The sequence below is a fragment of the Planctomycetia bacterium genome (assembly GCA_021413845.1).
Classification (GTDB): Bacteria; Planctomycetota; Planctomycetia; order Pirellulales; family PNKZ01; genus PNKZ01.
In genome coordinates, this window is sequence record JAIOPP010000078.1 from 1 (window position 1) to 10,805 (window position 10,805).

Sequence of the window (10,805 nt, forward strand, 5' to 3'; positions counted from 1 at the left end):
CGAGGCGAGCGGCCGGTGTGAACCGGCCGTTGGAAGCGCGAAATGTTATTTGAGTTTGGATGCGTGTATGTGCGACAGAATCGTGCTTGCGGAAACGGGGGCCTGACGGCACCCCGCTCGCCTCGGAGATGTTGGCGCCTCGATGACTTCAAGTGAGATGAAAATTATGTTGCGTTCGTTGTTCGTGTTGGTTTGGTCGGTCTTTGCGATTTGCGTGGCACCGTTGCAAGGTGCCGAGCCTGCTGTCGCGACGTCGCGCAATCTCGGCCCTTGGGACATGGCGGCGCTGAAGAAGCCGACGAAGCATGTCTTCGGCGCGAAGTCGGGCTTGGTGACGGAAGTCTTTTACGAGAGCGTGCCGTATCAAGGGAAGCCGACGCGCGTGTTTGCATATCTCGGCCTGCCGGAAGGGACAGGGCCGTTCCCAGCGATGCTCTGTGTTCATGGCGGAGGAGGAAAAGCGTTTCGAGAATGGGCCGAGCTGTGGGCCAAGCGCGGCTACGTGGCGCTCGCGATGGACACCGCTGGCAACGGACCCGACGGCAAACGGCTCGTCGACGGCGGGCCCGACCAGTCCGATGTCGGCAAGTTCGGCGAGTTCACCGCCGCCACGGTCGGCGATATGTGGACCTATCACGCGGTCGCGGCGGTCGTGCGTGGGCACTCGTTCTTAGCCGCGCAGGCGGAAGTCGATCCGAGCCGGATCGGCATCACCGGCATCTCTTGGGGAGGCTATCTCACCTGCATCGTCACCGGGATCGACGATCGGCTGAAGGTCTCCGTGCCGGTCTACGGTTGCGGATTTTTAGATGAAGATAGCGTGTGGCTGCCCCGCTTCGCGAAGATGTCGCCCGAGTTGAAGAAGCGTTGGGTCGACATGTTCGATCCGTCGCGCTATCTCGCCGGCGCGACCTGCCCGATGCTGTTCGTCAACGGCACGAACGACTTTGCGTATCCGCTCGGCAGTTACAAAAAGTCGTACGAGTTACCGACAGGCCCGGTCTCGCTTTGCATTCGGGTCCGGATGCCGCACGGCCATCCGCAAGGTTGGGCCCCGGCGGAGATCAGCTTGTTCGTCGATAGCATTCTTAAGCAAGCGAAGCCGCTGGCGAAGATCGGCCCGCTGGAAGTCGTCGAAGGGAATGCTTCGGCGAAGTACGGTTCGTCGACCCCGATTAAAACGGGCGAGTTGCACTACGCGGTCGCGACGGGAACGTGGCAGAAGCGCGAATGGAAATCGATACCAGCGGTGCTCGATCGGGGGACGGTGCGCGCCGTCGTGCCGCATGCGCGTCCGATCGTCGCGTATCTCACGGTGACCGACGAACGGGGAGCGCTGGTGAGCACGCCGCACGTCGTGATCGAGAAGTAAATGAACGGGCGTTCGCGCAAAAAAAAATCCGGGGCGGTGTCTCTTAAGACACCGCCCCGGTGCGTGCCCCCCGGCTCGCTATAAACGGTGAAGCGACTCGGCTACGAGGGCTTGATCGAGGCCGGCGACGAGCGTCGCGCGGCGTTGTCTTGTTCCGAAGCTTGCGGCTCGGCGGCCGGTTGCTTCGAGGTCGGTTGTTTTAGTGTCGGCTGCTTTAGTGTCGGTTGTTTTAGTGTCGGTTGTTTTAAGGTTGGGTCGAGGCGGCGGGCTTCGGCGAGTTCCTTGTCGGCGAGTTCGCTTTTCCCTTGCCTAGACAGAATGATGCCGAGGTTGTTGTGTGCAGCGGCCGGGCTGACCGCTTTCGTAAACGAAGCGAACGCCTCGTCATACTTTTCTTGCTCTGCTTCGATCAGCCCCAACGTCACCCAGCCGCGCTTATGATCCGGATCGATCACGAGCGCCTTGCGGGCTGAGAGCTCGGCATCGACGAATTCGGCGCGTTGAAATTGAAAGTAAGCGAAGTCGTTCCAAAGATCGGCATTCGTCGAGTCTTCCTTGAGCGCCGCTCGAAATTCGGTAGCAGCGAGTTCGTGCTCACCGGCACGCGCATGGAGCACGGCCAAACGCGGCGCGATGCCCGACTGTTGTGGCACGAACTTGCGAGCGCGCTCATACTGCTCGATCGCGGCGGTGTCTTTGCCGTGCGCTTCCATCTCGCGCGCCGTCGTGAGGCAGGCTCGGCACGCTTCGGCCGGCGAACGTGCGCGCTCATTCGTCTCGGCGGGTGCTTGGTCGGTTGCCGTCGCCATCGGCTCTTCCACTTGCACCGGCTTGCGGCTTAAGCGCGGAAGCGCAAACCGCTCGGTGGTGCAGCCCGCGCAGACTCCGCATAGAAGCAGAGCGACGAGGGACCGTAAGTAGTAGAAGCGAATCTTCATGAGGTGCGTAGCGCGAGCGCCGAGCGTTAGCCCGGTAATTCTTTCGTGGGAATGGCTCTTTCAGGTTCGGCTGCGCGCTCTGAGTTGAGTTTGCGGCCTCCCCGTGGCAACTATTATCGGTCGTAACGGTTAGGAACTTTCGCCGAAGAGGGGATTCGTTTTTCCGGGCGCCGGCGGTGCCGGCGGTTGCCGATCGACGCTGCGAACGTATCGACGACGCGGCGACCCACCAGTTTCCAGGTCGCGCCCCACGGCCCGATGTCGGAAATATCCCGACGTCGATTCGTGCGACGGTGGTGGAATGCGTGACGACTATGCCGGGGCGAAGAAGCGGTTTTCCATCGCTTTTTCCGCAATTAGGCAACGAATGCAATTTCGTCGATGGTGCCCATAGCCTTGTTCCGCCCGGGTAGTAAAATGATCCGACGGAGCGATATCGGTCGAGTTCGGACTCAACTGGTCGTCTTCGTGAAACTACTGAGGAATACATGCCTACGCTGCTGGCTATCGATGACGATCGTTCCGTTCTGCATTTGATTACCCATGCGTTCAAGGATTCCCCCGTTACGGTGGTCACCGCCCGCGACGTGGCCGAAGGGCTCGACATCGTGCGTAAAGGTGCCGACGTCGTCTTGCTCGATATCATGCTGCCCGACATTTCCGGGCTCGAAGCGGCACGGAAGTTTCAGGCGCTCGATCCGAAGCTTCCCGTGATCTTCATCACCGCGAGCGGCACGAGCGACACGGCGATCGAAGCGATGAAGCTTGGCGCGTACGACTATCTGCTGAAGCCGCTTGATCTGCCGAACCTGCGCGACCTCGTAACCCGCGCACTGGAGATTCGGCGCTTGATGAAGGTGCCGGTCGAGCTGCCGCGCGACGGGGTGCAGCGGTTCGATAACAACGACCAGATCATCGGCCGGTGTTCGGCGATGCAGGAAGTGTTCAAGGCGATCGGTCGGGTCGCTTCGCAAAACGTCACGGTGCTCATCAACAGCGAAAGCGGCACCGGCAAAGAGCTGATCTCGCGCGCGATCTACCACCACAGCCATCGGGCCAACAAGCAATTTCTGGCGGTGAACTGCGCGGCGATTCCCGATGCGCTGCTCGAAAGCGAATTGTTCGGCCACGAGAAAGGCTCGTTCACTGGTGCCGATCAGCGCCGCATCGGCAAGTTCGAACAACTATCAGGCGGCACGATTTTCCTCGACGAAGTGGGAGATATGTCGCCGCTCGTGCAAAGCAAAGTGCTACGGCTCCTGCAGGAACAGCGGTTCGAGCGCGTCGGCGGACACGAAACCATTCAGACCGACGTGCGGATCATCGCGGCGACGAATCGCGATCTGAAGCAGATGGCGGCGCAAGGGAAGTTCCGCGAAGACTTGTATTACCGCCTCAACGGTTTCACGATCAAGATTCCGCCGCTGCGTGAACGGGGCGACGACATCCTGCTGTTGTTGCAATACTGCTTGCAGAAGTTCAGCCGCGAGCTCGGCAAGAACGTGCATAGCATCTCGCCGGAAGCGTTGGACTTGCTCGTGCATTACGGTTGGCCCGGCAACGTGCGCGAGTTGGAAGCCGTGATTCGTCAATCGCTGTTGCAGACGACCGGCTCCGTGATCTTGCCGGAATTCCTGCCCGACAGCGTCCGGTTCGATCCGGGCGAGCCGGTGATTTTGGACCCGAACGACGACCCGGCCAGCGATCTCGAAGCGTTTCTCAACACGCGCTTGCGTAACGAGAACGCGCAAGACATCTACGTCGAGACGTTGGAAATGATGGAGCGTTACGTGATCAGTCGGGTCTTGCGACACACCGAAGGAAACCAATCGCAAGCCGCGAAGATGCTCGGCATCACGCGCGGAACGCTCCGCAACAAGATCCGGACGTTGCGTATTTCGCTCGGTACGACGGTGACGCTCGACGAAGAGCCGGAAGCCGCCACGAACGCGGAATAGTTCGCATCCCGCCCGGGAATGCGCAGCACAAGGTTCTTGATCGCGATGTAGTTTCATTATGCAGCAGCGACACGAAAACGACGCCGCCTCGGGCGAAGCGAACGCTCGGCGACTGCTGCTCGTCGACGATACGCCGGCGAGCTTAAAGATCCTGGCTAGGCTACTGGAAAAGCGCGGGTACATGGTCGAGCTGGCGCAGGACGGACACGAAGCGGTCGCGCTCTATCGGACTCGCCCGTTCGATGCCGTGCTCATGGATCTGCAAATGCCCGGGCTCGACGGCTTCGGGGCAACCATCGCGATCCGCGCGATGCAAGATCGTCCGCAAGTGCCGATCATCGCGCTGACGGCACACCTCGTCGACGGCACACGCGAGCGGTGTCTGGAAGTCGGCATGTCCGAGTATCTGGCGAAGCCGATCGATTTCGGGCTGCTGACCTCGACGCTCGAATTGCAACTAGGGACGCGTTGAAGCGACGTGCCCGTTAGGCGCCGGCTTCGAGTTGTCTGCGGAGCGCCGTGCTGAGCCGTTCGATAGCGGTGTCGAGTTCGGCAAGCGATGCGGTGTCGATCTCCGCGGCCATCGCGCGTTGTTCGATGCGCCAAGCCAAGTCGACGGCTTGACGGCCGCCGAAGTTCGAGCAGAGCCCTTTTAAGCTGTGCGCGGCGCGCGACAGCTTCACGGCATCTTTTTCTTGCGCGGCATCGTGCGCACGTTGCAGAATCTCACCGGCGTCTTCTAAGAAGAAGCGGACTAAGTCGGCGAACAGTCCGGCATCGCCGCCGAGCCGCTCTAATGTGCCCGGGTAATCGAAGACTTCGGTAGCTGTCATAGATTGACGCGTTTTCGGTCGGAATGAAGCGGCGGTCATCAGAGCACCATAGTAACTTTTGATTGCTGGGAGTAAATACGTCGACTTCGACAAAACTTGCCTGCATCGACCACCTGCGCGTTTATCGACCATGCTTGCCTGAGTTGCTTCGTGGAACCGTAAAGAAGCAGGGCGATTCTTATGCCGTCTTCCGCAATTCGTTTATCGAGCTTCGTGGCGCGCGTTTTGCTATCCGTATACCGGTGGCTTCAACACCCCGTATTCAATCTTGCTTCGAATTCTTATAGGAGACACGATCATGCTTAGCTGGGCCCTCACCTTCTTGGTCATCGCACTCATTGCCGGCGTCCTTGGTTTCGGCGTCGTCGCCGGTACGGCCGCTTCGATCGCCAAGGTTCTGTTTCTCGTCTTCCTGGTGTTCTTCGTGATCAGCCTGATCGCCGGCCGTCGACCGGTCGTCTAGACGAGACATTCAAAATCGCAGCCAAGGCCGGGAAGCTCTTTAGCTTCCCGGCCTTTTTCGTTGCTAGATCGCACGCCGATCAAACCGCGCATAAAAAGCGACCCGCACAAATTCACATTCGTGCGGGTCGCTCGCGGTTCAACGTTCTGCTCGACCGCTCCCGAGCCGTTCTCTCAAGCGGCTCGGAGCGATCGGGAGTTTTCAGTTCGGCAGCTTAAGTACAGCCACGAATCATGAAGAGGACCAACAGCACCGGAATCGGTACGCCGAGCAACCACAACATGACCCAACCTGCCTTGCCCGAGCGATCCCCGTGAGGAGCTTTATGAAGAGACATTTTGATCACCTTGAAAGAGAAGTATTTTCACACTGACGTACTTATTAAATGCACGTCTCGTGCCAACTCTTCAAAATGATTACGTCGGCACGACGTCGGGAGTTTCGCCGTCGCCGGCAGTACGACGATCGCTTGCAGCGGCTTGGGAATCGGTCGATTGCGAGTCTTCATGAGCTGCCGCCGCGGCGGCACGGCTGGCGGCGAACGCTGCAATGCCGGTCTGTGCGATCGACATGAGGTACTTCGACGCCGCGACTTTCGCCATCTCGACGAGCGGCGTCCAATGGGATTCTTGCGGCGGCGGAGCCGGCTCCGGTTCCGGCCGAGTTCGAGGTTCGCCGCGCACGTAGGCTTCGGATCGCGCAGCGCCGTTCGACGGCGGCGGAGCCGCGGAAGCGGGAGGCGCAGCCTTTCGCGAAGCGATCGTCGTGGCGGCGGCGAAGCCGGCCGCCGCCGCTACGGCGACCGTGGCCCAGGGATAACGCTCGGCCCATTCGCGCGGGTCGGCGGCGTGAGCCATGTCGCCTTGAATTTTGCCGAGCAGGTCGTGGATCGCGCTCATGGCGCTTTCCGCCTGATGGCGCAGCAGCACTTCTTCGCTCAGGTCCGTATCGACGTGAGGCTTCTCGGGCTTAGCGGCGCTAATTTTTTCGTACCTCATCGACGTCGTGTCCGAAACGGGCTCGTTGGGTTTGGCGTCGGCGATCATATTTTTCCTTTATCTTTCTGCGCGAGGTCAGCAGCCACTGTGGAAGCACTAGTCGGACGGTTCCGAAAGCGACCGCCAACAGCACACCGCCGGTAACAAGCGAGCCGGCCCACGGTCGATGGGCGATTAATTCTCCAAGGCCGCCGGCGATGCCGATCAGCACCATGACGACCGCCACGACGAGAGTCGTCAGCAAGGCCGTCGCCCCGGCGACGGCGAGCAAAGCGTAGAGCACGAGCTTGCGAACTTTTGCGCGGACGAGATCCGTTTGCGCGGCGAAGTAGTACGCAATGTATTCGCGCAACTCTTCGAAATGCGCCATGAGCGGCGCAAACAACTCCGCCGCGGTTCCGTATGATGCGGTGCCGTGCGGTGGCGCCTCGTGAGGTGCTTCGCCGAACGGCTTGCGCTCGGCTCCTCCCGGCATCTCGGGAGGGATTCGGTTTCGTGGTTCCGTCGAGTGGTCGAGCATGAGCGGTGCGTCCGTAAGAAAGAGTGGCACCCTAACGATAAGCAAAAGGCCCGCTCATTTCGAGTCGGGCCTTTTGCATTTCATGCCGCGCGGAGTCCGAGGTCGTGGGCTGCGAACGCGCGGCGATTACTAACCGGACGACTATTTCTATTTCCGCACGAACAACATGCCGAGCAAGAAGCCCGCTGCCGAGGCCGCTAGGAGCGACTTCAACGGCTGGCGACGAATCTGGCTTTCGATCGTGTGTTCGAGTTCGACCGCGCGCTTACGGCCTTCGTCCATGTATTCGCCGGCCATGCGACGCCCTTCGTCGGCGAACTTACGTCCTTCTTGGATGTAGTCTTGGGCCGAATCGCGAAGGTGCTCGAATTGTTCTTGGGCAGCTTGCTTGACGTCGTTGCCGAAGCCTTTCGCCGCATCGGCCGCATTGGCGGCACGGTCACGCACGTTCGCTTCCATCTTGTTGGCTTCGTGTTTTACGGAAGACATGATTTACTCCTAAAGAAAAAGAGGGCGTAGTCGGTAGTTGCGGCCCGGGATTCGTTTGCGACATGGTGTGAGCTTTTGCGGCTCATCGGCCCTGCGAGCCGGGACGGAAGGATTGCATCTACCGTGCCAAACGGTTTTGTCCTTCGTCGCAGGCCACGAACCAGGAAGAATTCGCGGTATTCGATGCCGGCATGCACGTTTTAGAACCATCCGGCACGGCATGGATGGTCGTATTCCGTTCAGCTTTCATGAGCGGGACGCATTTCGCGCATGACGAAACAAAAAAAGCTCGCCCGGCCCGAAGGCCGAACGAGCCAATACGAGGTCGTTCTGCGGAGCCGAGGCCCGCCGCTTAGATCCGGCCGAAGACCATCAGCAAGATCAAGACGAGCAAAATCAGACCGATACCGCCGCTTGGGCCATATCCCCAGTTGCGGCTGTGCCCCCAAGTGGGAACTGCGCCGAGGAGCATGAGAATCAGGATGATCAGTAGGATCGTTGATAGCGAGATCATGGGTGTTTTTTCCTTTTCGAAGTGGTCGTGCTTAGGTGCAGCTGGTTTGTGTAACGAAGAAAGACAGATGCACATTCGGTGCCGAACCAGCTAGCGCTCGTGATTGCGCGATATGCGATCATCGCAAACGATCTTGCGCCACCGATGGGATGCGCTTCTCGGCCCATTCGCATGTTTGGCTTCCAACGGTATGTCGATTGCCATTGTCTTGCCGAGTCGTCCTCACATTCAAAACAATCGCTCGTCATTCATAACTATTTAGGAGCCTTCCTATGTCAGCCTGTGCATTTCAAGACCAGCACGCGAGCCATTGCGACTCGCACAATTTAGATTGGTCGCTGCTTTTCATGGGTAGTGCGCTCACGCTCTTGGGAATGGGCCACCGCGGAATCGGAGGCTGCATTGCCCGCAATTTGGGAACGCTGGCCTTAGGCACGGCCGCAGCAGCCCTGTTGCAAGATAAGCCGTGGACGGCGAGTCCATCGTTTGTCGCTCCGGAAATCGCACCGCAGTCGCAGGCGCCACGAGTTCGGGAACTGCAGCCAAGCTCACTGAAAGACTCCGTGGATATCGCGAGCTATGAATCGTTTCCGGCGAGCGATCCCCCGGCGATTCATTAATCAGCCTGCGCGAACTTCGGTCGGTTTGTCGCCTCATGAATATTTTGAAATGAAAACAGGATTGCCGTTATGAATACCGACCAGCTTGCCGGCAACTGGAAACAACTCAAAGGGAAGATGAAAGAACGCTGGGGAAAGTTCACCGACGATGACGTGAAAGTGATCGAAGGAAAGAAAGACCAACTCGTCGGTAGGTTGCAAGAGCGTTACGGCTACACGCGCGAGCAAGCCGAACGAGAAGCGAACGACTTCTGCTCGGATTGCTAAATACGCGCACCGCGAGAATTTAAGAAGGCGGCGAAGCAGACTACAGCTGAATCATCGCGCTCGCGATGTTTTATTGCGAGCAATTCAGCGGCATCTTGAAATCACAATATAAAAGGGAACTTGAACATGGCTACGAAACAATTGCCCCCCGGCCAGAAGAACGACGCAGCGAATTCTCCGGCAGATGAGATCATGATTACGCGCGAACGACTCATCGAGTTGCTCAACGAAGACCTACGGCGCGAGTATCAAGCCGTGATCGCTTATGTCGCCTACTCGCAGGTGATCAAAGGGGCCGAGTTCATGACGATCGCGAAGGAGCTCGAAAAGCATGCTTCTGAAGAGCTCAGCCACGCGCTCGTTATCGCGAAGCAGATCGATTATCTCGGTGGCGATCCGGCCGTGGTGCCGATGCCCGTGAAGACTTCGAAAGACTCGCGCGACCTATTACGCTTCGACCTGGATAACGAAACCGAAACGATCGGACACTATCGCACGCGCGTGAAGCAATGCGAAGCGTTGGGCGAGTTCGCCATAGCCGAACACATTCGCCGCATCTTAGTCGACGAACAAGACCACCAGATCGAGCTCGCGACGGCACTGGGGATCGACGTACCCCGAACTTGATGCCATGTAGGGTCGCATAGTCGGATGCATCGATTCGTTGACATTCGATCCGGCATCCGAGGATACTTCACCGAAATCGTTCGATGGGATATGCTTGCCGATTCGTGTCGGTCGCAAAAAGACCAAGATCCGGTTTCGCCGAGCCAATGGAGTATCTCAAGATATGTCCGAATCCCTATTTCGCTATCGATGCCCGTGCGGAATTTCCGATCCCCTGAATATCAGCAACGGAACCGCGTCATGTAAGCACTGCAAAAATAAATACGCCGTTTCCGAGAACGGCGTGCTTTTATTTAATCAGGTGGAATCTAATCAGAACGCCTATTTCGATGAAATATATAAGGCAGGCCATTTGCACATCGCCGATCGATATGCGGAAAAGGTCGGAGAAGTGTTCGATGGCTGCGTCGAACGAGTACAAGGCTATTTGGAGATCATTCAAAAACACATTCCGTTACGTGGTGGGAGAGTCGAAAATTTATCCATTCTCGATGCAGCTTGCGGTGCCGGGTGGGTAGCTGCCGGAATCGCCCATCATCCAAGCGTGACGGGATGCAAACTACACGCGTTTGATATATCGCCCCATGGGCCGGAGTTGCTGGCGCGATATGACAAAAGTATCAAGTCCTCCAATAAAATCGAAGCGTCGGCTCAAGACGCTTCGCAAATGGTGTTCGACCGAAATACGTTCGATGTCATCATCGGTAGTTCTATTCTGCACCATTTCGATGATTACGAAGGGTTTTTAAGTCATTGCTATTCGCTATTGAATCCGGGCGGAATCGCCATCTTTGGAGAGCCGTTTGCGATGGGGTACGGACTCGGAGCGGCCGCACTTTCCCTGGCGCAAAAGTCGCTAGGCAAGAAGTACAAGGAAGTTGATGTCCTTTACGACGATCTTGTGTATCGCAACAGACGTCCTCGAAAAGATTTGGAAGTTTTGGTCGACAAGCATCTTTTCCTGCAATCGAAATTTTTTTCAACGGCTAGGAAAATCGGCTATGAATCCGTTGAATACATCGCCTTGACTTCGATGCAGTATCTTCGAGAAGGGCTGATCAACGAACTAGAGGCAGTTTCAAAACCGCCTCAGGACGATCATGAGGCAAGCGAGCTTGGCGAAGCTATGGAAGAGGAAGGCGTAGAACTCGTAGCGGGTAACGAGCCGTCGGAAGGCCTTCATCCAACCGATCGTGCGCTCGACGA

Annotated in this window: 14 protein-coding genes; 8 read left to right on the forward strand and 6 right to left on the reverse strand. The window is 58.0% G+C overall.

Going from position 1 to position 10,805, the window contains the following annotated elements; all coding sequences use genetic code 11:
* The first annotated feature begins 166 nt into the window (after positions 1-166).
* The gene (locus K8U03_14035) at positions 167-1,372 is read left to right on the forward strand and encodes an acetylxylan esterase (protein ID MCE9606011.1); all 1,206 of its coding nucleotides are present in this window, start codon (positions 167-169) and stop codon (positions 1,370-1,372) included.
* 101 nt (positions 1,373-1,473) lie between these two features.
* Here the strand turns inward: K8U03_14035 and K8U03_14040 are convergent, their stop codons facing one another.
* A complete protein-coding gene (locus K8U03_14040; GenBank protein ID MCE9606012.1) occupies positions 1,474-2,310 on the reverse strand; it encodes a tetratricopeptide repeat protein in 837 nt (278 codons plus the stop codon).
* A gap of 488 nt (positions 2,311-2,798) precedes the next feature.
* Here K8U03_14040 and K8U03_14045 point away from each other — a divergent pair, with 488 nt between their 5' ends.
* Together K8U03_14045 and K8U03_14050 are read left to right on the forward strand one after the other, a co-directional pair.
* Positions 2,799-4,268 carry a sigma-54 dependent transcriptional regulator gene (locus K8U03_14045; GenBank protein ID MCE9606013.1) on the forward strand — a complete coding sequence of 490 codons (1,470 nt, stop codon included), beginning with the start codon at positions 2,799-2,801 and terminating at the stop codon, positions 4,266-4,268.
* 58 nt (positions 4,269-4,326) lie between these two features.
* Complete coding sequence (locus tag K8U03_14050; GenBank protein MCE9606014.1) at positions 4,327-4,740, forward strand: response regulator; 414 nt, start codon at positions 4,327-4,329, stop codon at positions 4,738-4,740.
* Between the two features lie 13 nt (positions 4,741-4,753).
* On the opposite strand, the gene K8U03_14055 is transcribed toward K8U03_14050, so the two are convergent.
* Positions 4,754-5,101 carry an Hpt domain-containing protein gene (locus K8U03_14055; GenBank protein ID MCE9606015.1) on the reverse strand — a complete coding sequence of 116 codons (348 nt, stop codon included), beginning with the start codon at positions 5,099-5,101 and terminating at the stop codon, positions 4,754-4,756.
* Positions 5,102-5,399: 298 nt separating this feature from the next.
* On the opposite strand from K8U03_14055, the gene K8U03_14060 reads away from it, so the two are divergent.
* Complete coding sequence (locus tag K8U03_14060; protein ID MCE9606016.1) at positions 5,400-5,564, forward strand: DUF1328 domain-containing protein; 165 nt, start codon at positions 5,400-5,402, stop codon at positions 5,562-5,564.
* Between the two features lie 416 nt (positions 5,565-5,980).
* Here the strand turns inward: K8U03_14060 and K8U03_14065 are convergent, their stop codons facing one another.
* The 4 genes from K8U03_14065 to K8U03_14080 all read right to left on the reverse strand — a co-directional run bounded on the left by K8U03_14065 (position 5,981) and on the right by K8U03_14080 (position 8,082).
* The gene (locus K8U03_14065; GenBank protein ID MCE9606017.1) at positions 5,981-6,562 is read right to left on the reverse strand and encodes a hypothetical protein; all 582 of its coding nucleotides are present in this window, start codon (positions 6,560-6,562) and stop codon (positions 5,981-5,983) included.
* Positions 6,543-7,082, reverse strand: a complete 540-nt coding sequence (locus K8U03_14070; protein MCE9606018.1) for a phage holin family protein — start codon at positions 7,080-7,082, stop codon at positions 6,543-6,545. The genes K8U03_14065 and K8U03_14070 overlap by 20 nt, the downstream gene beginning before the upstream one ends.
* Before the next feature lie 147 nt (positions 7,083-7,229).
* Entirely contained in the window at positions 7,230-7,571 is a 342-nt protein-coding gene (locus K8U03_14075; GenBank protein MCE9606019.1) for a hypothetical protein, read from the reverse strand.
* Between the two features lie 352 nt (positions 7,572-7,923).
* Complete coding sequence (locus K8U03_14080) at positions 7,924-8,082, reverse strand: DUF3309 domain-containing protein (GenBank protein ID MCE9606020.1); 159 nt, start codon at positions 8,080-8,082, stop codon at positions 7,924-7,926.
* A gap of 275 nt (positions 8,083-8,357) precedes the next feature.
* Here K8U03_14080 and K8U03_14085 point away from each other — a divergent pair, with 275 nt between their 5' ends.
* The 4 genes from K8U03_14085 to K8U03_14100 all read left to right on the forward strand — a co-directional run.
* Positions 8,358-8,705, forward strand: a complete 348-nt coding sequence (locus K8U03_14085) for a hypothetical protein (GenBank protein MCE9606021.1) — start codon at positions 8,358-8,360, stop codon at positions 8,703-8,705.
* Between the two features lie 69 nt (positions 8,706-8,774).
* On the forward strand, positions 8,775-8,972 hold the full coding sequence (locus K8U03_14090) for a CsbD family protein (GenBank protein MCE9606022.1): 198 nt from the start codon (positions 8,775-8,777) through the stop codon (positions 8,970-8,972).
* Between the two features lie 192 nt (positions 8,973-9,164).
* The gene (locus tag K8U03_14095) at positions 9,165-9,599 is read left to right on the forward strand and encodes a ferritin-like domain-containing protein (protein MCE9606023.1); all 435 of its coding nucleotides are present in this window, start codon (positions 9,165-9,167) and stop codon (positions 9,597-9,599) included.
* A 163-nt stretch (positions 9,600-9,762) separates the two neighbouring features.
* On the forward strand, positions 9,763-10,805 hold a 1,043-nt coding region (locus tag K8U03_14100; GenBank protein ID MCE9606024.1), incomplete at its 3' end, for a class I SAM-dependent methyltransferase.

Excerpts from the sequence above, each read along its gene's own strand:
- K8U03_14035 (MCE9606011.1), top strand. The coding sequence starts at position 167 with ATGTTGCGTTCGTTGTTCGTGTTGGTTTGGTCGGTCTTTGCGATTTGC.
- K8U03_14040 (MCE9606012.1), bottom strand. The coding sequence starts at position 2,310 with ATGAAGATTCGCTTCTACTACTTACGGTCCCTCGTCGCTCTGCTTCTA.
- K8U03_14045 (MCE9606013.1), top strand. The coding sequence starts at position 2,799 with ATGCCTACGCTGCTGGCTATCGATGACGATCGTTCCGTTCTGCATTTG.
- K8U03_14050 (MCE9606014.1), top strand. The coding sequence starts at position 4,327 with ATGCAGCAGCGACACGAAAACGACGCCGCCTCGGGCGAAGCGAACGCT.
- K8U03_14055 (MCE9606015.1), bottom strand. The coding sequence starts at position 5,101 with ATGACAGCTACCGAAGTCTTCGATTACCCGGGCACATTAGAGCGGCTC.
- K8U03_14060 (MCE9606016.1), top strand. The coding sequence starts at position 5,400 with ATGCTTAGCTGGGCCCTCACCTTCTTGGTCATCGCACTCATTGCCGGC.
- K8U03_14065 (MCE9606017.1), bottom strand. The coding sequence starts at position 6,562 with ATGAGGTACGAAAAAATTAGCGCCGCTAAGCCCGAGAAGCCTCACGTC.
- K8U03_14070 (MCE9606018.1), bottom strand. The coding sequence starts at position 7,082 with ATGCTCGACCACTCGACGGAACCACGAAACCGAATCCCTCCCGAGATG.
- K8U03_14075 (MCE9606019.1), bottom strand. The coding sequence starts at position 7,571 with ATGTCTTCCGTAAAACACGAAGCCAACAAGATGGAAGCGAACGTGCGT.
- K8U03_14085 (MCE9606021.1), top strand. The coding sequence starts at position 8,358 with ATGTCAGCCTGTGCATTTCAAGACCAGCACGCGAGCCATTGCGACTCG.
- K8U03_14090 (MCE9606022.1), top strand. The coding sequence starts at position 8,775 with ATGAATACCGACCAGCTTGCCGGCAACTGGAAACAACTCAAAGGGAAG.
- K8U03_14095 (MCE9606023.1), top strand. The coding sequence starts at position 9,165 with ATGATTACGCGCGAACGACTCATCGAGTTGCTCAACGAAGACCTACGG.